Raw genomic sequence first — 1082 nt, forward strand, 5'->3', positions numbered from 1 at the left:
TGACGGATTGTCAAACCAAGTGCGACAGTTCCTCTGTGAAAGATTCGTGAGCAGTCTTCCAGCCCAGGCATTTTCGAGGTCTGTGGTTCATCAGATCCAGTGAATGGGCAAGTTCTTCATCCTCAACTTGAGCGAGATCGGTGCCTTTAGGATAAAACTCTCGAAGCAAGCCGTTCGCATTTTCGTTTGAACCGCGTTGCCAGGACGAATACGGATCAGCAAAATAAACGTTTAGGCCATGAGTCTTTTCCAGATTGGCATAGCAGGCGAACTCCTTGCCTCGGTCAGCGGTGGCTGTGAGGAAGGTACCTGTGGGGTACTGTGAGATGGCTACACCGAGCGCAATCTCCATGGATAATGCGGTACGATCGGGCATGAGAATAGCGGTATACAGACGTGTTTTGCGTTCAATCAACGTCGCTACGCACCCTTTACTTTTCCCACGACCAGATACGACGGTATCCAGTTCCCAGTGCCCAAACGTTTTACGAGAACGAACCTCTTTAGGGCGATCCGAAATCGATCTGCCAATGGCGAATTTACCGCGAGTTTCTGTGGGTTTCTGACGCTTCCCTTTGTGTCGGAGAACCTGTAACGTGCCTCGAACCAGCCGCCCATCGTAGATCCAGCGATAGATGGTTTTAAAGGAAACCGACGGCAGGCCTTGGGTGCGAAACCGTTCCGTGATTTGCTCCGGAGACCACGTCGCCTGGAGCTTTTCCTCCAAGGAAACAGCCATTTCGCCTGACCATTTACCGGGAGAAACAGAAGCCTTACGACGCTCCTCATAAGCGTTCTGGGCTTGTTCTGCCTGATAGGGTTGAGATGAAACGGTGCGCTCCAATTCACGGCAAATCGTCGAAGGATGTCTACCCAGTTCCTTCGCAATGGCTCTCGAACTTTGACCTTGCTGGTGGAGGATTTCTAGCTTGCTGCGTTCGATTATGCTAAGATGTGTGTAGCTCATGGTGGATTCTCCTTGTGTGAATGGTTGTTGTGGTGACTTCATTCTACACGAATCTGGCCATGGGCTCTTTTTTATTTAGTTCCAGTAGGTGTCGCACTTCATATTACAATCCGTC

The 1082-nt window shown here is 50.4% G+C and carries 1 protein-coding gene; it reads right to left on the reverse strand.

Features of this window, described 5'->3' with window-relative positions; translation table 11 throughout:
• Nucleotides 1-10: 10 nt before the first annotated feature.
• On the reverse strand, nt 11-967 hold the full coding sequence (locus DP091_RS26280) for an IS30 family transposase (protein WP_113061095.1): 957 nt from the start codon (nt 965-967) through the stop codon (nt 11-13).
• Nucleotides 968-1082 lie beyond the last annotated feature (115 nt).

It is taken from the genome of Paenibacillus sp. MDMC362 (genome assembly GCF_003269305.1).
In the GTDB taxonomy this organism is placed as follows: Bacteria; Bacillota; Bacilli; order Paenibacillales; family Paenibacillaceae; genus Paenibacillus_AQ.

Coding starts and splice junctions, on each gene's coding strand:
- DP091_RS26280 (WP_113061095.1), bottom strand. CDS start 967: ATGAGCTACACACATCTTAGCATAATCGAACGCAGCAAGCTAGAAATC.